A 19,224-nucleotide genomic window follows, 5' to 3' on the forward strand; every position below is an offset into this window, starting at 1 on the left:
TATTGGAGTCCTCCTTGGTTAACTAAGTTAGGGGTCATCTCGCCACGATTTGACACCCCGTATCATACCAAGAGGGCTCCTTTTTGTTCAAGTCCCCGAAAATCCTTCTAACAGGAATGCTCCTTTTCTCTATTCTATTCGACATCAAAAATGGCTAATTCCTTTTATTATTTTAGGTAAATGTGAATAATTTTTGAACAAATCCATTCTTTACCTAGTAGAGGGACAGTTGGGCACTCAACACTTTTTGGTGTTTAAAAGTCTTAACAATTTGTGCAGTAAACTCTGATAAGACTAGGTTTAAACGAACAAAAAGTATATACATTCCCTTTTTAAATTTTCTAGCATTAAAACAGCTTTAATGCTAATTAATAAATTTTTACATTATTGATCGTTATATAGCCTTAAGGCTGTGATTTTTCTTTAGAAGGAATGATTTTAAAAATATGAGTTAAAAGGATACAGACTATCCTGGATGGCAGCGCTACGGACTGATCATAAAGCAAAGAACGCTTTCCGTCATTCCGTACGTGTCGCTTCGGCATTAAATGGCCCGATAACCACGGTCTGTAAAGAAAGGGAAAAGCGCCTTTCTTAACTTTCCGTAGGTTCCTGTTCCATTTACGGCTGAGGCCGCCACACCGAACGAGCCAAAAGTCTTGAAAACTCAAAAGCAAAAGCAGAAGGCAGCCAAACGGCTGCTTATTTTATTTAAATTTGCCCTTTTGCCTTCCGAATCGTAAAACACGCAAGTCTTCTAACCTTTCAGCCGGCAGGACACCCGAACCTTTCCGGCTGGAAGCTAAGAAGGCAGGCAAGCCGCCAAGGGGCAAAAAACTTTTTTATTAAGGGCACTTCGCAACATAAAAAACTGTTTGTGCTGATCCCTTGACCGCTTGCCTATGCGTGTTTTTCATTCTCCATGCCAAAAGGGCAAAATTAATCCCCATTGGGGAACTATATCGCTTCGGAAGGCAAAGAAGCAAAAATCAAAGGAGGAAATACAAATGGCAAAAAGCGTGTATGAAATCATCACTGAGAAAATCATTGGAAAGTTGGAAAAGGGTGTTGTACCATGGCGACAGCCTTGGACCCATTCAAACACAGTTAACTGGAAAACCCAAATACCATACCGAGGAATTAATCTTTTTCTAGTGGATCCGGGTGAATATGCCTCCAAGAAACAGATTTTAGAAGCAGGCGGACGAATTAAAAAAGAGGAACTAAAAAATTCCCACCTTATTGTCTATTGGCTTTGGAAAGAGAAAGAAGACGAAGAAACAAAGGAGAAAAAGGCGTTCGCAAAACCCTTTTATTATCGAGTTTGGGAGATTAATAAGCAATGTACCGGATTAGAGAGTAAAAGAAACATTGAAGTCTTTCACCATGACCCAATCGAAAAGGCTGAGGAAATTGTTAGAGGGTATATCGATTCTCCCGATTACACATTTTATTCGGGAAAGGCCGTTTATTATCCGACATGGGACAGAATCAATTGTCCCCCGCTTACAGATTTTAAGGTGCCTGAGGAGTATTATTCCACCCTTTTTCATGAAATCGTACATTCTACAGGACACCAAAGCCGATTAGCGCGTCCTGGTATTACAACTAATGGAGTTGCATTTGGGGATGAGGTATATTCAAAAGAGGAATTAGTTGCAGAAATGGGTGCGGCGATGTTATGTGGAGTGGCTGGAATTGATAACAGCACAATTGAAAATAGTGCAAGCTACATCGATTCGTGGTTAAGAACTTTAAAAAAAGAGAGCCGCTTAGTCCTTCATGCAGCTGCTCAGGCACAGAAAGCAGCAGATTATATTTTAGGAGAAACAAAAAATCTGCCAATAAGATAAAGTAAAAAGATGAGTGGATAAAGTAAAAGTAAAAACCCACCGGTAGATATGCTGCCGGTGGATAGAAATATCGGAATGTTGAGGTAAATTTAAAAGTACTAAATTTTTCAAGTGGTTTATTTTGCATTAGGGCTACAAAAGATGTCGATAAGACCTCATACCGGTTTTTTGGCCGGTTTTAATGGCACCGTAATATATATAAGAGGAAAGGATGATACTAGATGAAAACCTGTGCATATTGCGGAAGCCCTGTTAATTCTAATGGGGGGCATGATTACTATTGCTCTTTTTGTATGATGAACCTGGATTATGGGGATGTTCAGGAAAATGGAAAAAGGAAAAATCTTTTACCCTTTTCACAGCCTTCTTTGTCTGATTTGGATAAAAGTACTCCAGAGCTTATGTGTTTTTCAACAGTTGAGCTGCTGTTCCTTTTAAAATTTGCCAGAAAAGAAAGAACGGACATTTACAAGCAACGATACATCCTTATTCGGGCAATGAAGGTAGGAGCAGACGAGTATACGGAAGCAGAGCAATACACCTTTAGGGAATATGAAAAAGCCACCCGGAAATGTTTTGTTCTTGAAAACCTAATCCGTGAACGGATTGGATATTACCCTGCTAAATTAACAGATTCTTATATTCAAACTCTTGCAGCGAAAATGGAGGAGTCCGCCAAAAAAGATATGGTGATTCAGAACCCTAAGCCGATTAAAAACTAACTTTATACATTTATTAATATCAAATCGCTTATAAGAGCAATATAAATAACTTTGGACTGTGTCTATGAAAATATTTTTTCCTTATCCTGTGCCCAGGATGTGACCCCATCGAAGGCTACAGCCTTACTGTTAGATGCTAGTATCCGAAATACAAACCTTTCAAATGCATTAGTGAAAATGTATATTCATACTCACCTAGATGAGGCAAGAATGAAAAATTAAAACAGGTGCTGAAATACATTAATAAGATCAATCCGTACCATGAGGAGATTCCATGGTTCGCCCTTCTCGCTTTGATTTTTGAGAATGTTAAGGAAAGTGCTGAAAAGGTAATATTAAGTTCCTGTTCGGAAACTTACTCCATTAAAGGGCCATATTGTGGAGCAATACTTTTAAAGAAAATGAAAGAAAGGGAGTTAGTTGAAGATTTATTAGGTTAAATGAAAAGTTGTGGTAGATTTATTGAAAGGAGGAATTATTAATGCAGAATATAGTTCGTTTATTATTAACAGAAAAGGATTTAGAAGAAGCAGCAATCATTTTTACTGATGTTTTTTGTTCCAATCCTTGGAATGAACCTTGGAGTTTACATTCATCATACAAACGATTGTTAGATATAAGTAATACTCCTGGTTACATAGGGATAGGTTATTTTAATTCTAATAATGAAATGATTGGTTTCTTAGTTGGAAACGCAGAACAATGGGCAGATAGCATGAACTTCTACATAAATGAAATCTGCGTTCTAACTAATGTTCAAACAAATGGGATTGGTACGAGTTTATTAGAATATTTAAGAGATATCCTTAAACAGAAAAACATTGATACGGTATATTTATCAACTGAGAGAGGCAAAGGTAAACCCGAGTTGTTTTTTAGAAAAAATGGATACGTTACAAGTGAATCCAGAGTATTAATGACAATGAATATTTCTTGATTTAGCATGATAATTTTATTTCATATTCCACTATCGGGCGCTTTAATTACGTAATGAAAAATGCCCAATTTCTCTATATAATTACGGAGATGATCCTACCTCATAAAGTGGACAAAAATATTATGCTGATTTCTCGGTGGTAAGAAGCCTGTACTTTACAGGGCCTTTGCCACCGAGTTTTTCTTAAATTCGATCGTTAGTATAGTAACTAATTCAATCTGCCGCGGCCTGAGCGACCTTTTCATAAGAATGGTAGTCAGTCGAAAAGGTGAACTGTTTCAGATTTTAAAGGTGGAAGAAACTCTCCACTGCTGCATTATCAAGACAAGTTGCTTTACATGACATACTTTGAAACATATGATGTTCCTTAAGCTCTTTTACCCAGAAATGATATTGGTATTGAAATCCTTGATCTAGATGAATAGTAGTGCGATAAGGAAGAATAAGTAGTGCTTCCATAGCTTCATGCAATGGTTTTAAAGCAAGACTTACAGTTGGATGATGACTTACTTTAAAAGTCGGAATTTTACAAAGTAAAGGTCTATTATGGGCACAAGATAACAGGGATGTTCTGTGGACTTATCTCCCCAGTTTAATTCTGTGGCATCCACGGTAAGCTCTTGGCAAGGTCGATCTGTTTTAAATCGACGATTCAGCCTATTCTAATGTAAATTTTATCATTGCATGTTCTATCACATATGCGTTTTTTTATACTGGCTGCCATTTTCAATATAGATTAAATATCCATTCACACTTGAAAAAGGTTATTGATCATCTTTTAGAATTTGAATTTGTCTGTTTACATATTCTAAATTTCTATTTCTGAAATCTGCTAAAACCTTCAATAGAATTTCAATGTCCTTTATAGATTCATTTTCAGCTTCTAAGTATTTTTCCAGCAAGGCTCCTTTTTGAATAAGTCTTCTTGTTCTGGCCTTTCTATCCTCACTTGATATTTTATGTTCAAGAATTTTCTTCTTTTGCTCTAATACTTTTATTTTATTGTTAATTTTCCTTATTTCATCATTTTCCATTTTTAGTTGTCCAATTTTTTATTTTCTTCATTGGATGATGATACCTCTTTTAAAGAGACAACTTGATCCTTACATAGATCAATTATGTTTTTAGCTTCACTCACATCCTCAATTCCCCATGTATCCATTAGATACTTACCAATCTCTTTTTGCGAATTTGTTAAAATTCGCCTTTGCTTTTCTTTCAATCTCTTAATCTGCTCTTCAATGCTTATAATCTGTTCTTTTGTATTCTGCTTTGCCATGTTTTGCACCTCTTTTTTGCTATTTTGTTATATTATATCATTTGAGCCAAAACATGGAAAGTGATATAATGGTCCCGAAAAGCGAGGCTAAGGGCGCACTTATATACCACTTTTCGTTGTATCGTGCGTTGGTTCCTTCTTTGAAGAAACCAAACACGTGAAGCGTCTGAAAAATTCACTTCGCTCATGTTAGTAAAGAAAAGTGAGGTGCATTGACTATGGCGATTTATCATTTCTCTAATCAAATCATATCCCGAAAAAAACAACAAAATACAATTGCTGCTGCTGCTTATCGTTCCGGAGAACGATTGAAAGATGAGAGAACAAATGAGACTAAATTTTATAAAAGGCAAGTTAAACCTGTTACTCATATTCTTGCGCCTAGTCATGCACCTAATTGGGTTTATGATCGTCAAAAGTTATGGAATGAAGTAGAAAAAAAAGAAAAGCAATGGAATGCCCAACTTGCCAGAGAAATCAATGTTGCGTTACCAAAAGAACTTTCTCATGAAGATCAAGAACAACTTGCGATCGACTTTTGTAATGAAATTTTTGTTGCTGATGGAATGATAGCAGATCTGGCGATCCATCGAGATGACGAAGAGAATCCTCACTTTCATGTTATGTTGACTATTCGCCCTTTTAATGAGGACGGTTCTTGGGGAAACAAACAAATAAAAGTGAAAGAAATGGTCAATGGGAAACAACGGATTAAAGCTCTACATACAACCGATTGGAATACAAAAGAAAAACTTCTTTACTGGCGAGAACAATGGGCTATTTATGCTAATCGTTCTTTAGAGAAGAATGGGTTTTCTGAAAGGATTACTCATTTATCGAATAAAGACAGAGGGCTTGAAACTTTGCCAACCATACATGAGGGTTTTGTCGCAAGACAGATAAAAAATGAAGGTAAACATTCCGATAGAATTCAGATTAACCATGACCGCAAAGAGTACAACAAAGTTGTAGTTGAACTTCAAGAAGCAAAGAGAGAAAAGCAGATCAAGCAACGAAACGAAAAATTCATCCGGCGTTTTACTCCGTTAGAGAAAAAACAATTACGTGAATCAGCAAAAATTTTAAGGTTATTTGTAAATGGTGAAAACATTCGCAATCGAAAAATCCAGTTAGATAAATGGAACTCTCGACTTGAGTTTAGTCCGGATTCTGTTGATAAATATAAAAAACTTAATCGGATTGAAAGAGAAACTGAAATCTTAAATCATGCAGAATCTATTTTAGAAAACGAAGCAAACAGATTTTTAGATAAATATTATCCTGCTCTCAACAAAGATGAGCTTACGAAAGAACAAAAGATTGAAGTTGTTGAAACAACCGTTTTCCAAAGTAAGAAGTTAAGCAGTCAAGAAATCGGAATCGTTGTTAAGGATTTAGAGAAAAAACAAATTGAACATGATCTTCATGGTGTTTTAAATAATAGATCCCGGTTTGTCTTAGCTCTTCAAAAAGAAATACAAAATACAGAAAAACAATTTGAACAAATAAGGGTAGTAAACGGGATTGACTTTGCGAACGAGTCTACAATCAAAAAAGCTCCAGACAATGTTTTAAACAAGATGCAATGGCTATTAAATCAAAAAAACGAGATGGAAAAATCTTTAGAGTTGATGAATCGCCTTTACGATCACCAACTTGAAGAAATGTATCCTAATTGGGATGGCCGAAATTATTTGACAGTTGAACAAAAAGAATTCTTTATCATGGCAGAAGAGTATTATGGAAAAACCATTACACCTGAAGATTTTTCGAACCCTCCGAGAAAGTATTCCAAAGGAGAGCAACGAAAAATTATTTTCTCTTTGTATCGAATGAATAGCGATGATGAGAATTCACGTCAACACAGGGAAGGGTTGCTTAATGAATATCCTGATTTTCAAATCGATAACAAATCTTTCATGCGTATGTTTTATTATGAGTGTATGATGTTTGCTGATGAAGTTGGTCTAGAAAGAATGAACCAACTTCACGCTGCGTTTGATGTGAGATCATTTAGCAATGATAAAGAATCATCACATGAAACGTCTAATACCTTCACACCCCAAACTAATAATTATCAAAACTACATCCCGTCCGATGGTTCCGATTTCTTCTCCATTTTGGAAAGTGCCATTCGTGAAGCTGATCGGAAATGGAGGGAAGATGAATTCCAACAGCAACATAAAAATAAGAAGAAAAAACGGCAAAGAGGTATGGAACGTTAGACAAATTATCAACTGATTATTAGTTGATTAACCTTGTTAAACCCTTTGCTCAAAAGGTATTTCGTTTGATCAGTTCATGACGAATTGCCCCAAAAGTCATCTAATGCTCACCTTCATGTAGATGCTAATAAGGAGTGTTCACGAATGAAGAAACGGTATCAGCCTTTGTCAAACAAGGAACGTCAACAAAAGACTGAGGAATATTTTGAGGAAATTGTAAAAGGTGTCAGAGGAATTTTAACCGATGAAAAGTACAAGGAATATCTCAACTTTTCAGCTAAATTGCCTCGTTACAGTTTTAATAACTTAATGATGATTTACATGCAAAATCCTCAAGCTACTTATGTAGCCGGTATGAAGACATGGAATAGCCTTGGAAGGAAAATTATTAAAGGGGAAAAGGCCCTTAAGATCCTTGCTCCTATCCAGAAGAAGTTTGAAGAAGAAAAACAAAATGAAGCTGGCCAAAAGGAAATTGAAGAGGTTACGAAAATCGTAGGGTTCCGAACAGTACCAGTTTATGATGTTCGCCAGACTGAAGGGATGCCCATACCATTGAACCCGATCGTGCCAGAAAAAGTTGAACCGAGTGATTTTGCAGCGAAAATTTATGATCATTTAAAAAACAAACTGAATGAAGAGCTACCGGTTACCGAAAAAATCTTAGATAGAAATGGCCTATATGGCTATTACACACCTTCTGAACACTCTATAACCATCAATCATAAGCATGACGTAACCAATAAGCTTACGACCCTTATTCATGAATATGCACACTCGATTTTTCATTCGTCTGAAGGTAAATATAAAGATTCCGGAAAAGATGTAAAAGAAACACAAGCAGAAAGCTTTGCTTATCTAACCTGTAAATATTTTGGCTTAGATTCCAGCCGATTTACCTTTCCTTATCTTGCTTCCTATGCCGGCAATAGTGATCAATTGCTATTGAGGCACCAGGACGAGATCCAAAAAGAAACGAACCGGCTAATCACAAAAATAGAAAATTTGGTGTTGGAAAAGGAAATTACTTTTGATGTTCCGATCAGAGAGCTTGCAGATCAGCAAGGCAGCGAGATAGTTTCCCTTTATCGCTTTGGTCAGATTTATTTTGTTACTAAGAATATTGATGAATCGTTCATGAACAATTTAGAAGTGGTCAGATCGCAATCAGATTGCATACTCATAGAAACAGAAAAGAAAGCTGAAGCGTTCCGTGTCTTTAATGAAAATAGGGTTCATTATCTAGACAACGATGTGGAAATCCTTGATCAGAAGAAAGGGTACATTCATTTATATCAAATTCAACATGAGGATCTATTTTTCGTCGGAAAATCTGGCTTTACCGGGATTAAACGTTTATCAGACATTTATCATGACCAATCAGTCGCTCATGAACAATTCCAACAAGTTTTTGAACATGTCCAATCGTATTCTAAAAAAACACATGAAATGGAGTTGAGTTAGATGAAACGAACCTTTGAACTTTTCGAAATTGAGGCCAGCATGCTGCCGATTTTTTCTACTGAAGAAGAATGGAAACAAAAAGAAGGCCTTACGGATAAACAACCTACAGATGGTGATGTAATAGCCTACGGTTTTGATAAGAGCAGCCAAAAGTATATTCCACTTTATTGGTTATAATTTTTAGAAACAATGATCACAGTGTACACTAAATGCACATCTTTTGTGTTACAAAAAAAGTTAAGAAGGGATCTCTATGAAGGTTTTTATAAGAACATTTTTCCGAATATTCAGCGTCCCTATCTTTGTGGGAATATGCTTTTGTTACCTTTATTACTATGCCCTACATCATTGGCTGCAACCGTATTTACGTCGTTATGAGCTTTATCGTAATTATAATTTTTATGATTACTTGGCTTCATTTGACATCAAAGCAACGGTTTATGTTGGGATTTACTTTCTAGGTATTGCAACGGGATACAAAATGATTAATGTATTTATGAAATCTGCCATGAAAGGCACGGTTATGATAGCTTCTGGATTTTTGTTTCTGATGTTCTGGTTCATCAAGCTTATTGTTGCTGTTGCATTCGGACCTATTTTCATCATTGTTGCGTTTGTTTATGTGTTGTACCGTAGTTTTAAACCTAAGCCATCTATTACAGTAAAAACATAAGGAGGAATTTTATATGAAAGATAGTGCTTGGCTCGAAAAATACACTATTTTAGACAAAGCAAGAGAACAACTGATTAAGGATCTTGAAATTCAACCTCGATTTCATCCCTACATGGATGCTGCTAAGAAACGCATGCAAGCGTTGGTTAACAAATTGGGTCCAGAGCAAGATGCTGGTGATCGATTCTTGGATTTCTTAGAAGAAGAATATGAATATGTCGAAGTCGAGGATGAATGGTAATGAGACTGTATTCAGGTGATGTTATTAGGGTTAGAGATTATCCGTTCAATGATGATACTGGCAGAAGTAAATCTAGATATGCAGTCTTTCTAAGCAAGCTTGGTGATGATGTATTATTAGCTCCGGCAACTCAAATTGGAACATTAGGTGGTAGAGCTGGTACTATTCCTGTGCGGGCTTATGAAGTAGGAATTCCTGAACAGTTCACAAAAGAAAAAGGAATTAAGGGGGTTGTGAAATGTGATAGATTCCCTTTAATCAATCAGGAACAACTAATCAGTGATGTAATTGGACGTCTTCCATTAGAAACGCGTATTCAAATCATTGAGAAATACCAAGATTTAACGAATAATTATAGAATAAAACGATTTATGGATAATGAAAACAGGAATCATCCTAAAATTATGGCTGAATTTAAAGATGTCACTATTGCTGAAAAGTTGCACTTTGTTCAATATGGAAAGCAACAATATGAAGATATTCGCCATCTGGATACTAGGGTCAATGGTATATATTTCCATACCAAGAAAGACGGAATTCCTTTTCAACAAGTTTCCCTGACATTTGATTCTAACGGCTATTCAAATAAAGCAACCATTACAACAAGTGATGATAAAGAGGTGTTTTTAAGAAAACTTCAAAGTGTAAGTGTTGTACAAGATGTGCTTCGATTAGACTCACGATACCATGTTCTTCAAAATAATCTTTCTATAGAATTTAAAAATATTAATTTTCTACATAACAACATAGATCCTCACCGAGATTTCCATCCCCTTTCAGAATTAGCACAAGAAGTCCTTGACGAAAAAGTTAAACAACATGAAATTTGGTTGGGCACAGATGGCCGAGAAGGAAAGCAACTCATATTAAATGGGTTAGATTTTTCTACTTGCGAAATGAAGAGTAAAGATCTTCAACAAGCCATATTTTATCGTTGTCGTTTTCATGAAATGGATCTGGTCAATAAGAATTTTTACGGCTCTGAATTTGATTTGTGTTCTTTTAAAATCACCAATTTAGATAGCGCGAATTTATCGAACGTAACATTTCAGGACTGTAGTTTGATTCGGACCAATTTAAGTAGAACTATTTTAGAAAACACTAGATTTGTAGACATGGAATTAACACCTGTTTCTAAGGGGTTAGACAAACCGGTACAACGAATTTATTTCCAAGAAGCGCAGCTAAAAAATGTAGAGTTTGAGAATACAAGATTTTCCCCCGTGCTTTTGGATAGAATTAGCCGGGAAAACATAAAACAAGTCACTATTAGGGAAAAAGAATTTTCCGGCTTAGCTATCCACTTCGAAGGAAGTGAAGGGCGGTATCAGTTGCTTTCCAAAAGAAATAAACCGATCGATCATGCAAATTTTGATACCTTCCATGACGCGAAGGATGGATTAATGAATTTTCTTCAGTATGAAAAAAGTTTAGATAAAGGACCGGGATTTGAAAGGTGAATTTATTTGAGTAAATATGGAACTTTCGCCATCCAAAATAAAGAGAATGAAATGAGGTGTTTATCCAATGGAATTACCTTATTTTCCGTCGAAAAACCCCCATGTATTTGAACTTACGGAAGAGGAGATAGAATGGTTTGACAATTTTTTTAAGTCGATAGAATTTGCCAAAGCTTTAGCCATTGTTTGGGGGTTCACCTTGTTGATTCTTTTGTAGTTCGAAACGTTAATCAGAATGTTATAGAACATTTTTCACAGTTAGTTAGGAAAACCCGACCTATATATTCTTATGAGTGCAAAGATAAAGCTAAACCTTATACTCAATGGGTATGCGGTATGCATTATATGCATCCTTTTGTTTTGAAAATTAAAGATATGGGGTGGGTTGCTATTACCCATGAGGATAGACCTTATCCATCAGGTGATTTTGATGAAGAGGTATTTATTAAAACTTATATTAAATTGCACCATTCTTTTATAGTAAGTCTATTGGCTATGCTCGCCCACGTATTAGAATACACGGAACAGCAAGCGTTTTAAGTCGTATAAATCAATTTCTTTTTGAAAATCTGAATGTAGGTAAAAAGAAAATTCAAAATCATAAAATATCAAATAGGACAAAAACTCTTCAATATACTTCAAAATTGGAAATACCCAAAATTTTAGATTATGTAAATGCCTTTGATTCTCTAGATAAATTCACATCTTTGAAAATAGGGTATCAAAATCGATGAAAATTCATGTATTAACTATTTAAAAACTGATTAATTGTGAAGCAGCTTAGGAGAAAAATTTAAATAAAACACCCCACCTTACTGTGAAGCAATTTATTCTAGTAGTGGAGTATTGGAATTACAAGGATAACATAAAAATTACATGCTACTGCTTATGAACTGATCACAAGAAAAACCCTTTTAGCTTAAGGGATTCAACAGTGTAATCAATCAATAACCAGATGGTGGTGAATGGCGATGTTTGTTTGGTTTTGTTTTCAACATCCATCCCTGTATGGATCATTAGTTTATTATGCTTTCTTCTAGGGTTTTTAGGAATAGGATGGTTTAGTTTATTTATTGTTTTAATATAATAATCAAATCCTAATTTTATTGGATTAACTGTAAGCTCTTCTTTAACTTTAAACCAGATCTATATTTTAAAGGCTGTAACATCCCATTTTTTTATTAGCCTTATTAATATTTATTGGAGGTATAGAGTTAAGACTTACAGAACGTAATAGTCATTTTAAAAGACATGACGTAAGCATATCTAAAAACTGATGCTATGTTGGTTACTTTTGGTTTTAAATTAAGTCTTAGATAAAGAATTAAGCGATTTGGATATTTTTTAACCGCAGCTGCCTTCCGGCAGCTTTCTGTTTGCTTCAGCAAATCCATTTTTCAAACTCTGGGCCGATATTTTTAAATTTAAAAAACTGAGTAGTCAGGAGAAAATGGTAACATGGTTTAAAAAAACTTTTAATAAAAAATGGTATATGGTTTATAATCGTTAATTAAGGGGGAAACTATTGATGACCATTACAGATAAATTAAATGATTCTCAAAAGAACCGGTTGAAAGACATATTATTAGACAAGCTTTCAACACTTCATAAAAAAAACTTCAGAAAAGCTTTGATTATCATCAATTCCATTCCCGAAAAGTGCCGTTTGGATCAAAAATCATACGACCATGCTGTTTTAAAAAAGGCAGATAAGAAAAAACTGCATCCAACGCGCCCTGTAAGAGGGGAGATTTATAATGCTCTCATCTCTGAAGATAACGTTGGGACTGAATTAAACGGGAATCACTTGTGTGTTATTATCTCCAATAAAAAGAAAAATCTATACTCTGAGAAAGTGAATGTGGTACCCATTGAGGGTGATGGTAAAAAAATAGATCCCAAAAACAATATCCAGTTAACAAACGCTGACCTTGAAGATGGAACTTTAGATAAAGATCCATCGAAAATCATCGGAGCTGATATTATGACGTTAGACAAGGCCAGGTTGGAACGAAGGATAGGCAAATTAAAAGATGACAAACTAGATGAAGTATTGGAAATGGTTAAAGCACAATTAGGTATTACCAACTAAAAGCTTGATTTTTTCTTGGTATTAGTGTATTATCAAGGTAAGAAATGGACGTTATCAAGCCCGATGGGCACCGGCTTAAAAAAGCTTTTCAAGAAAGAGTCATTAGCATCTTTGTGATCTGGTGACTCTTTCACCGTTTATGTATCTAATTTTACCTTTTGCATATATTAAAATGTATAGTTTATCAAGCCTTTAGGCACCGGCTTCCTAAGGAAGCTTCTTCAAGCTATACACACAGAAGGACCCTAATCAAAATTAGGGTCTTTTTATTTTTTTTTGTTCATTTTGAGTATACCCTAGATAAACATTTGGAAATGTAGTAAAATCAAGGTATCTGATTGTTCATTAAGGGTTGTTTAATAATAGGAGTTGCTATTATGAAATTTAAGGTAAAATTATTTGATGCTGAAGGACAAGAACTTGAAATTGCAAATAAAATCATAAGTGACCTCCTATTTGACTCTGAACAAGCATTGGCATTTTTTATAAATGCAATCAGAACCTGTTTGTCACCAAACTTCCAATATAAGGTAATTTCGGAAAAAGATAAAAATAATTCAGAGACGAACAAAGAGGATTCATCAATATTGAAAAAAATATGAAGATATTTTTAATTAACAACTTTCTTTGATTTACTTACAAGTGTAGGAGGATTATTTATGAAGTACATAGTAAAAGCTTTTGATCTTGATGGTCAGGAAATCGAATTTGAAAATACAGTGATTGGTGAAGAAAAAGAAGTAACTTTTGAAAATCTAAAAGCAGCCGAAGCATTTATCGAAGGAATAAAAATCAGTTTACCTTCTACTTTTCAGTATAAAATTATTTCAAAGGAAGAGGAAGGAAAATGATTTTTGGTTATGCACGGGTGAGTTTCACTGATCAAAATTTAGATCGCCAACTTAGGGAGTTAGAAGCATTCGGATGTGAAAAGATTTATTCGGAAAAACAATCCGGAAAAGATTTTTCAAGACCTGTTTATCGTGAAATGAGATCCAAAATGAGATTCGGTGATGTGCTTGTCGTCCATGATCTAAGCCGATTCGGTCGGAATAAACAAGAAATTCGTAATGAATGGAAATCGATAATCGATGAAGAGATAGACATTGTAGTCCTGAATATGCCGATTCTCGATACCAGAAAATATAAGGAACTTGAAGGAGTTGGTCAGTTAGTTTCCGACCTTGTTTTAACTCTTTTGTCCTGGATGGTGGATGAGGAGCGAAACCGAATTAGAACTGCCCAACGGGAAGGAATCCAAATTGCAAAAGAAAAAGGTGTTTATACTGGAAGGAAAAAGAAGTACCATGGAGAAGCTAAGGGGAAGGATAAAATTGTTTATGATGAAGTAGTTCGATTATTAGCTGCTGGTGAAAGTGTGATGTATATACACCATAAAACAGGCCTTTCAAGAAATACCATTTATAATATTAAACGTGAACGGGAAAACATGTATGACATAAAGGATCGAGGTGGAACTATGATAGATGCTCACTGGAATACAACGGGCATATCAGAACGCTTTATTCGAGAATTACAAAGTTACTGCTCGAAGAATAATCATATTGAAAAAGTTCTTTTATTTGGTTCAAGAGCAAGAGGGGATTACCATTGGTCTTCTGATATTGATTTAGCTGTTTTTACAAAGGGAATTTCCCATACCGACCAAAACTTAATAGAACAAGCAATTTATGAAATGTTGACCCCCTTTAAAATTGATGTTGTTTTTATGGATCGTTTAACGAAAGAGAAACTGATTTCTAATATTAAAAGAGAAGGTGTGGTTATCTATGAACAAGGAAAGGCTCTACGAGAAGCTTAATGATTATAAACGTGCAACTTCTAGACTTAACGAAGCAACAAAAATTCAACTCGAAGCTGATATTGTTTACGACGGTGTCATTCAGCGATTTGAGTTCACATTTGAATTAAGTTGGAAGCTTATGAAAATGTTCTTAGAATTTATGGGGATTACTGACATTAAAAGTCCCAGGACAACGATAAAAGAAGCATTTACATATGGTTTAATTGAGGATGGGGAGCAATGGATTGATATGATGGTAGATCGCAATAAAACTTCTCATCTTTATGATGAGGAAGAAGCTAAACTAATTTATGAAAAAGTTAAAAATAAATATAGTCATCTTTTGTCGGACCTGTACGATAAGTTGGAAAAAGAAATAACAAAAGTAAAGTAGATGTTTTATAGAAAATAGTTAAATTTAGGGAGCGCTAAGATATGAATGGTGGTGTGCAAAAAGTTGAACAGTTATATAAGAAAACTCATGAGGTAAATATGGAACTACAAACATTATGGGTAGAACATGTACTGTTCACGTGGCAATGGTGGGTTGGCGTAAGTTTGACCATTTTTCCTTGGATCATATGGGTACTACTTAGAAAAAAAGAGAGTACAATGCGCTTTTTAAGCGCTGGATTCTTCATTATGTTTATTTCCTATTGGTTGGACTCACTTGGAGTTCAACTAGGTTTTTGGTATTACCAATATGCAGTTATCCCATTTATTCCTGCTTCTATTCCTTGGAACACTTCCCTTTTACCTGTATTTGTAATGTTCTTACTTCAAATGAAAAACACACCTAATCCCTATATAAAAGCGTTCATTTTCGCAACAATTAGTGCTTTTGTTGCCGAACCACTTGCGGTTTGGATAAAGTTATATGACCCGATAAAATGGAAATATCTCTATTCCTTTCCTATTTACATTGTTTTATTTCTAATATCTCACTACATTTATTCCAGAAATTCATTTCAGGAATCTTAAATGGGTTTCTGTAGAAAATTTAAGAAATAGTATAGCTAAATTTTAGTTCCTTCATTACCACCTAAGCCCTAATTCTCAAGTATAACATAGCTTTAGAACACAGCAGCACCTTGTTGATTGTTTTATAAAAATGGCGTTCGAGGTAGTAACGGGGGGCGTTCCAGCTAAAAAGAAAGAAAATTAACCTGAATCACAGCGTGATTTTATACGTTCTTTTGATGATATGGTATACAAGGTGAGGAAATGCTCTACTAAAAGTAAAAAGTGGTAACAGCTTACTAGGTCAAAATCAAAGGATGGAGATAGAGACTGAAAATCAAATACCGTGAAGAATTATTGAAATGGTGTGATTATATTTATCTTTTTTGGCATAGAATGAAGCCATGGTTTTCAAAGCTCTTCGATTTAAAAAGCATTGAGGAATGGGACTTGGCATATAGTGAATTACAGAAAAAGTTACGTTTAAATTCAAAAGTTAACATGGAAGATTATTATTCAGCTTTAAATTTATATCTACAATGGGAATCATTTTATGAAGAATCCTAGGGCCATATAGAAAAGGTGAATTCAGATGTAAAAATAATAAATAATTTAGATTCTGATGATTAAGAATATCTACCCAGGAAATCAGAAAGTTCTTATTGAATTATAACAAATAGCATACCGGTACAATCGGAGGAATATCCAAATAAGGAAGTCCCTCCGAATTTTATTATCCGTCACTGATTTGAATAATTGGTATTTCAACTCGTTTTATCTATACGTTTTTCACTCATTAGATCACTTACGGTACCAAGTTGGTATCCTTTCTCCTTAATACCTTTTATCATATCTTCTAGCCCTTCTGCAACGGGCTTTGTTGGATGCATAAGAACCATCGAGCCGTTATCTACATTTGTGATAATACGACTTACCATTTCTGATGCTGAAGGCTTTTTCCAATCTACTGTGTCAACTGTCCACAAAATAGTTCTCATATGAAGGTCATTTGCAACTTGAACGGTAACTTGGTTGAAACTTCCGCTGGGCGGTGCGAACCACTTCGGTTTTATGCCAATGGTTTCTTCAATGAGAGCATTCGTCTTTTCTAACTCTTGTATGGTATCACTTTTAGAGCGCTTCTTAAGATCAGGATGACTATAAGCATGATTTCCAATTTCATGGCCTTCCCGATAGATCATCTTAGCTAGGTCAGGATTCTTTTTAACCCAGCTACCATCGAAAAAAAATGTCGCCTTGACCTTGGATTCCTTTAGTGTGGTAAGGATCGTTGGAATGTACTCATTACCCCAAGCAACATTTATTAATAACGCCACCATAGGCTTTTCTGGATTTCCTTTATAAATCGGGTTGGGTCCTAGATTTTCTAAATGGACATTTGGAGGTTTTTCCTTATAAACCACTTTGTTTTTGTCAAAATCACCAGTAGATTTCATTTTTTGATAACTAGCCTCAATATTTACATCCAATCCATTGTATCCAGGTATCGCCTTCCATATCCTATCAACTTTTGCGTCAATCGGTTTAATTTTATGCTGGTTTCTGTACTCTTGAATTTTTTTATAAAGATCATCTTTATTAATTTCTATAGAAGTTATGTTTTCACTTTTAAAATTAGACCCTTGGGACATCACTTTATAAGGGTTAGTAGAGATTCCTAAAGTCAATACTAACATAATTGAAAATGATATAAGATACGTGGTATATTTTCTTTTCATTTTAGTTTCCTTTGGATAGTAGTTTAATTTAACCTGAAGACTTTAGTTAATTTTCATAGCAATATTTCCACTTTTCGGTCGTCTTTTTCCATTTTTCTCCTACTTTACATTCACTTGTGAAAAACTATGTTTTTATTTATTCATTTATATTTAATCCACTTTCTAATCTTTTTTGCATAAGCCAGCATATTTTCCGTTACTTAATAATCGTTCTGACTCATTTAGATGTAAAGTATTCATATATCTAAACGGGCCATATTTTGTATGTAGAAGAGGTAAAAATCATCAGTATACAACCGAGGTGTCTCCTTGATCCGATCTCTTTGGATTGGGGATTTTTTTCTCATTGAAAATTCGAGACACAGAGCGAACTTGTTGGTCCTTAACGTGTTCTAGGAAGTGCATAATCGTACTTATAGATGCACTATCGTTCATATAAAATAAACAAAGATTCTTAACTTCTGCCGATGTTAATTTTTATATTGTGGTTTGTTAACAATTCCTCCTTCAAAAATTATTTCAAACGTAATATCCCCTCGCAAGACGATATTATTCATAGTTTATTAAGGGGCACTACCTTTTTAAATAGTGATTTGTCCTGCATCTCGTTTAATTTTTTGACTTTTAGAAGTTATAAAACTAAAGTTCCATGCTGAATTTAAATAAAAAGATAAAGTTATTATTAAAATAACCTCCCTCTATAAATGTTGATATATCAACGGTTTGACCCGTTAGTGGGGTGTCAAAAAAATATTTTTCGACACGATTCCTAACAATATTTTTATATTATGTGAAACTATTCCAACTTATGGGTACGCTACTGGATAATAGTGGATAGTAGTGATAGAAAATTATGCGATGCACAATGGATCTCTGCGTTGCTTATGATGACGTACCCTCCCATGTCTCTGGGCATCTGTGTGTGCCTACATTCCTTCGTTCGGTCTAGTCATAAGGCAGAGGCTAGCGAAGCTCCCTTAGGGACTCTAGGTCGAATGGTGAATATATTGCCAGCTTCTCCGTGTCATCCTGTTGTCTAGGTCTTTTCAAGGGGATGTAGGGCCTTACGCAGCCTCTTCGAGACTAGGAATATCCCTCATCATTCGCTGTGAGTTGAACGCTTTGTGCTTAGTGCTAATTCCATGTAATACTTTTAATAATTTACCGCATAGAACCACGATGGACTGCTTCTTGCGTAAAGGATTAACCTTACGGTTTGTGTAATACTCGTGTAACTTTTTAAATGCTTCGTTGTGGAGAATCATTGGCATCATTACTCGGAAAAGGAGGGCTCGAAGCTTTCTCCTGCCTCTTTTGGAGATGCGTTTTTGCCCTTTATGCTGGCCGGAGGAATTTTCACGTAACGTTAATCCCGCGAGTTTGATTAGTTGGCGTGGATCTTGGTAGTGTGAAAAGCTTCCGATTTCCGCTAATAGGTCAACAATCGTTGTATCTCCAAGCCCCGGTACCGTGGATAGCCATTCGTATTCTACAGATGTTTTTACAAGTTCAACCAAGTGTTGAGTTATGCTTTCGATATCTTGTTCTAGCTGATGGTAACGGCGGACGAGTGTGGCGATTTCAATACGGGCCATCTCATGTCCTTCTGTTACTCCAATAGTGTAAACAGCCACTTTATATCCTCAAGAATATCTCTAATATTTTCAAATTCCTTCGGAATTGTCTATATACTTCTCTGGAACAATATGCTAAATTTTTTGCATATTAAAAGGGGGAGTTTTTTTATGATCAAATTTCATGATTTTGGAATTGGA

19 protein-coding genes and 1 pseudogene are annotated in these 19,224 nt (G+C 35.1%); 16 read left to right on the plus strand and 4 right to left on the minus strand.

The features are described 5' to 3' along the window. Positions 1 to 1,007 precede the first annotated feature (1,007 nt). From M3183_RS24830 to M3183_RS24840, 3 genes are all read left to right on the plus strand, one after another. Positions 1,008 to 1,853: an ArdC family protein gene (locus tag M3183_RS24830; protein WP_251474300.1), complete on the plus strand. Its 846-nt coding sequence runs from the start codon at positions 1,008 to 1,010 to the stop codon at positions 1,851 to 1,853. A 221-nt stretch (positions 1,854 to 2,074) separates the two neighbouring features. Next, entirely contained in the window at positions 2,075 to 2,575 is a 501-nt protein-coding gene (locus tag M3183_RS24835; protein ID WP_251474303.1) for a hypothetical protein, read from the plus strand. A 481-nt stretch (positions 2,576 to 3,056) separates the two neighbouring features. Further along, positions 3,057 to 3,512 (plus strand): GNAT family N-acetyltransferase, encoded by a 456-nt coding sequence (locus M3183_RS24840; RefSeq protein WP_251474306.1) that lies wholly within the window; start codon positions 3,057 to 3,059, stop codon positions 3,510 to 3,512. 764 nt (positions 3,513 to 4,276) lie between these two features. On the opposite strand, the gene M3183_RS24845 is transcribed toward M3183_RS24840, so the two are convergent. Both M3183_RS24845 and M3183_RS24850 read right to left on the minus strand, forming a co-directional pair. Beyond that, the gene (locus tag M3183_RS24845) at positions 4,277 to 4,546 is read right to left on the minus strand and encodes a DUF3847 domain-containing protein (protein WP_251474310.1); all 270 of its coding nucleotides are present in this window, start codon (positions 4,544 to 4,546) and stop codon (positions 4,277 to 4,279) included. A gap of 2 nt (positions 4,547 to 4,548) precedes the next feature. Further along, positions 4,549 to 4,791 (minus strand): hypothetical protein, encoded by a 243-nt coding sequence (locus M3183_RS24850; protein WP_251474312.1) that lies wholly within the window; start codon positions 4,789 to 4,791, stop codon positions 4,549 to 4,551. Positions 4,792 to 5,009: 218 nt separating this feature from the next. Here M3183_RS24850 and mobQ point away from each other — a divergent pair, with 218 nt between their 5' ends. The 13 genes from mobQ (at position 5,010) to M3183_RS24915 (ending at position 15,731) form a co-directional block, all read left to right on the plus strand. Continuing rightward, complete coding sequence (mobQ, locus tag M3183_RS24855; protein ID WP_251474315.1) at positions 5,010 to 7,016, plus strand: MobQ family relaxase; 2,007 nt, start codon at positions 5,010 to 5,012, stop codon at positions 7,014 to 7,016. Positions 7,017 to 7,160: 144 nt separating this feature from the next. Continuing rightward, positions 7,161 to 8,480, plus strand: coding sequence for an ArdC-like ssDNA-binding domain-containing protein (locus M3183_RS24860; RefSeq protein ID WP_251474321.1), 1,320 nt, complete (start codon positions 7,161 to 7,163; stop codon positions 8,478 to 8,480). After that, a complete protein-coding gene (locus M3183_RS24865; RefSeq protein WP_251474323.1) occupies positions 8,481 to 8,657 on the plus strand; it encodes a hypothetical protein in 177 nt (58 codons plus the stop codon). It begins immediately after the preceding gene. Positions 8,658 to 8,733: 76 nt separating this feature from the next. Continuing rightward, positions 8,734 to 9,153 (plus strand): prominin family protein, encoded by a 420-nt coding sequence (locus M3183_RS24870; RefSeq protein WP_251474326.1) that lies wholly within the window; start codon positions 8,734 to 8,736, stop codon positions 9,151 to 9,153. 13 nt (positions 9,154 to 9,166) lie between these two features. Next, positions 9,167 to 9,394 carry a hypothetical protein gene (locus tag M3183_RS24875; protein ID WP_251474330.1) on the plus strand — a complete coding sequence of 76 codons (228 nt, stop codon included), beginning with the start codon at positions 9,167 to 9,169 and terminating at the stop codon, positions 9,392 to 9,394. After that, positions 9,394 to 10,854: a pentapeptide repeat-containing protein gene (locus M3183_RS24880; RefSeq protein WP_251474333.1), complete on the plus strand. Its 1,461-nt coding sequence runs from the start codon at positions 9,394 to 9,396 to the stop codon at positions 10,852 to 10,854. The genes M3183_RS24875 and M3183_RS24880 overlap by 1 nt, the downstream gene beginning before the upstream one ends. A gap of 336 nt (positions 10,855 to 11,190) precedes the next feature. Next, on the plus strand, positions 11,191 to 11,394 hold the full coding sequence (locus M3183_RS24885) for a hypothetical protein (RefSeq protein WP_251474335.1): 204 nt from the start codon (positions 11,191 to 11,193) through the stop codon (positions 11,392 to 11,394). Between the two features lie 988 nt (positions 11,395 to 12,382). Further along, the gene (locus tag M3183_RS24890) at positions 12,383 to 12,946 is read left to right on the plus strand and encodes a type II toxin-antitoxin system PemK/MazF family toxin (RefSeq protein ID WP_251474347.1); all 564 of its coding nucleotides are present in this window, start codon (positions 12,383 to 12,385) and stop codon (positions 12,944 to 12,946) included. 377 nt (positions 12,947 to 13,323) lie between these two features. Next, complete coding sequence (locus M3183_RS24895) at positions 13,324 to 13,548, plus strand: hypothetical protein (protein ID WP_251474351.1); 225 nt, start codon at positions 13,324 to 13,326, stop codon at positions 13,546 to 13,548. Positions 13,549 to 13,605: 57 nt separating this feature from the next. Further along, entirely contained in the window at positions 13,606 to 13,797 is a 192-nt protein-coding gene (locus M3183_RS24900) for a hypothetical protein (RefSeq protein WP_251474354.1), read from the plus strand. Beyond that, the gene (locus M3183_RS24905; protein ID WP_251474357.1) at positions 13,794 to 14,768 is read left to right on the plus strand and encodes a recombinase family protein; all 975 of its coding nucleotides are present in this window, start codon (positions 13,794 to 13,796) and stop codon (positions 14,766 to 14,768) included. The genes M3183_RS24900 and M3183_RS24905 overlap by 4 nt, the downstream gene beginning before the upstream one ends. After that, positions 14,737 to 15,144, plus strand: a complete 408-nt coding sequence (locus M3183_RS24910; protein ID WP_251474360.1) for a nucleotidyltransferase substrate binding protein — start codon at positions 14,737 to 14,739, stop codon at positions 15,142 to 15,144. The genes M3183_RS24905 and M3183_RS24910 overlap by 32 nt, the downstream gene beginning before the upstream one ends. Positions 15,145 to 15,185: 41 nt before the next feature. After that, the gene (locus tag M3183_RS24915) at positions 15,186 to 15,731 is read left to right on the plus strand and encodes a CBO0543 family protein (RefSeq protein WP_251474362.1); all 546 of its coding nucleotides are present in this window, start codon (positions 15,186 to 15,188) and stop codon (positions 15,729 to 15,731) included. Positions 15,732 to 16,474: 743 nt separating this feature from the next. On the opposite strand, the gene M3183_RS24920 is transcribed toward M3183_RS24915, so the two are convergent. Next, positions 16,475 to 17,449: a polysaccharide deacetylase family protein gene (locus M3183_RS24920; RefSeq protein ID WP_251474365.1), complete on the minus strand. Its 975-nt coding sequence runs from the start codon at positions 17,447 to 17,449 to the stop codon at positions 16,475 to 16,477. A gap of 1,064 nt (positions 17,450 to 18,513) precedes the next feature. Further along, positions 18,514 to 19,080, minus strand: a pseudogene (locus M3183_RS24925) (transposase); the annotation flags it as partial. Positions 19,081 to 19,224: the final 144 nt, after the last annotated feature.

This window comes from Neobacillus mesonae (assembly GCF_023715155.1).
In the GTDB taxonomy this organism is placed as follows: Bacteria; Bacillota; Bacilli; order Bacillales; family Cytobacillaceae; genus Neobacillus; species Neobacillus mesonae_A.

Bases quoted from the DNA above. Each gene is read 5' to 3' on its own strand.
- M3183_RS24895 (WP_251474351.1), top strand. From the start codon at position 13,324: ATGAAATTTAAGGTAAAATTATTTGATGCTGAAGGACAAGAACTTGAA.
- M3183_RS24870 (WP_251474326.1), top strand. From the start codon at position 8,734: ATGAAGGTTTTTATAAGAACATTTTTCCGAATATTCAGCGTCCCTATC.
- M3183_RS24865 (WP_251474323.1), top strand. From the start codon at position 8,481: ATGAAACGAACCTTTGAACTTTTCGAAATTGAGGCCAGCATGCTGCCG.
- M3183_RS24875 (WP_251474330.1), top strand. From the start codon at position 9,167: ATGAAAGATAGTGCTTGGCTCGAAAAATACACTATTTTAGACAAAGCA.
- M3183_RS24880 (WP_251474333.1), top strand. From the start codon at position 9,394: ATGAGACTGTATTCAGGTGATGTTATTAGGGTTAGAGATTATCCGTTC.
- M3183_RS24845 (WP_251474310.1), bottom strand. From the start codon at position 4,546: ATGGAAAATGATGAAATAAGGAAAATTAACAATAAAATAAAAGTATTA.
- mobQ (WP_251474315.1), top strand. From the start codon at position 5,010: ATGGCGATTTATCATTTCTCTAATCAAATCATATCCCGAAAAAAACAA.
- M3183_RS24900 (WP_251474354.1), top strand. From the start codon at position 13,606: ATGAAGTACATAGTAAAAGCTTTTGATCTTGATGGTCAGGAAATCGAA.
- M3183_RS24850 (WP_251474312.1), bottom strand. From the start codon at position 4,791: ATGGCAAAGCAGAATACAAAAGAACAGATTATAAGCATTGAAGAGCAG.
- M3183_RS24840 (WP_251474306.1), top strand. From the start codon at position 3,057: ATGCAGAATATAGTTCGTTTATTATTAACAGAAAAGGATTTAGAAGAA.
- M3183_RS24915 (WP_251474362.1), top strand. From the start codon at position 15,186: ATGAATGGTGGTGTGCAAAAAGTTGAACAGTTATATAAGAAAACTCAT.
- M3183_RS24860 (WP_251474321.1), top strand. From the start codon at position 7,161: ATGAAGAAACGGTATCAGCCTTTGTCAAACAAGGAACGTCAACAAAAG.
- M3183_RS24920 (WP_251474365.1), bottom strand. From the start codon at position 17,449: ATGAAAAGAAAATATACCACGTATCTTATATCATTTTCAATTATGTTA.
- M3183_RS24890 (WP_251474347.1), top strand. From the start codon at position 12,383: ATGACCATTACAGATAAATTAAATGATTCTCAAAAGAACCGGTTGAAA.
- M3183_RS24910 (WP_251474360.1), top strand. From the start codon at position 14,737: ATGAACAAGGAAAGGCTCTACGAGAAGCTTAATGATTATAAACGTGCA.
- M3183_RS24835 (WP_251474303.1), top strand. From the start codon at position 2,075: ATGAAAACCTGTGCATATTGCGGAAGCCCTGTTAATTCTAATGGGGGG.
- M3183_RS24830 (WP_251474300.1), top strand. From the start codon at position 1,008: ATGGCAAAAAGCGTGTATGAAATCATCACTGAGAAAATCATTGGAAAG.
- M3183_RS24905 (WP_251474357.1), top strand. From the start codon at position 13,794: ATGATTTTTGGTTATGCACGGGTGAGTTTCACTGATCAAAATTTAGAT.
- M3183_RS24885 (WP_251474335.1), top strand. From the start codon at position 11,191: ATGCATTATATGCATCCTTTTGTTTTGAAAATTAAAGATATGGGGTGG.